Here is a 253-nt window from a genome sequence, read left to right as displayed (position 1 = left end):
TAGGCGTTTTCAGCCCGCAGCTTTTCAACCTCACGGCGAAGCTTATCTTCCTCTGTGAGTGTCTTTGGTTTGGTGGAGCCTTTGGGGCGTCCTTTAGGTTTTGGCATGAGTGCTTCGTCCCCGCCATGATATGTACTGGGTTTAGTTCCGACCCCGTACATTGGAAACAAACAAAAAAGAGCAAAGGAACTTCACCCATGCCCACCAAATACCCCCAAGAACTCAAAACAAGAGCCCTACGCCTACTGGCCGA

1 pseudogene is annotated in these 253 nt (G+C 50.6%); it reads right to left on the bottom strand.

What is annotated here, in order from left to right:
* A pseudogene (locus E4U03_RS12690) lies at positions 1-125 on the bottom strand (helix-turn-helix domain-containing protein); the annotation flags it as partial.
* Positions 126-253: the final 128 nt, after the last annotated feature.

Origin of the sequence: Rothia nasimurium, from assembly GCF_004569295.1 — a bacterium.
GTDB lineage: Bacteria > Actinomycetota > Actinomycetes > Actinomycetales > Micrococcaceae > Rothia > Rothia nasimurium_B.
Note: the sequence above shows the minus strand (reverse complement) of the source record. Positions and strands in the feature narration are given on the sequence as shown.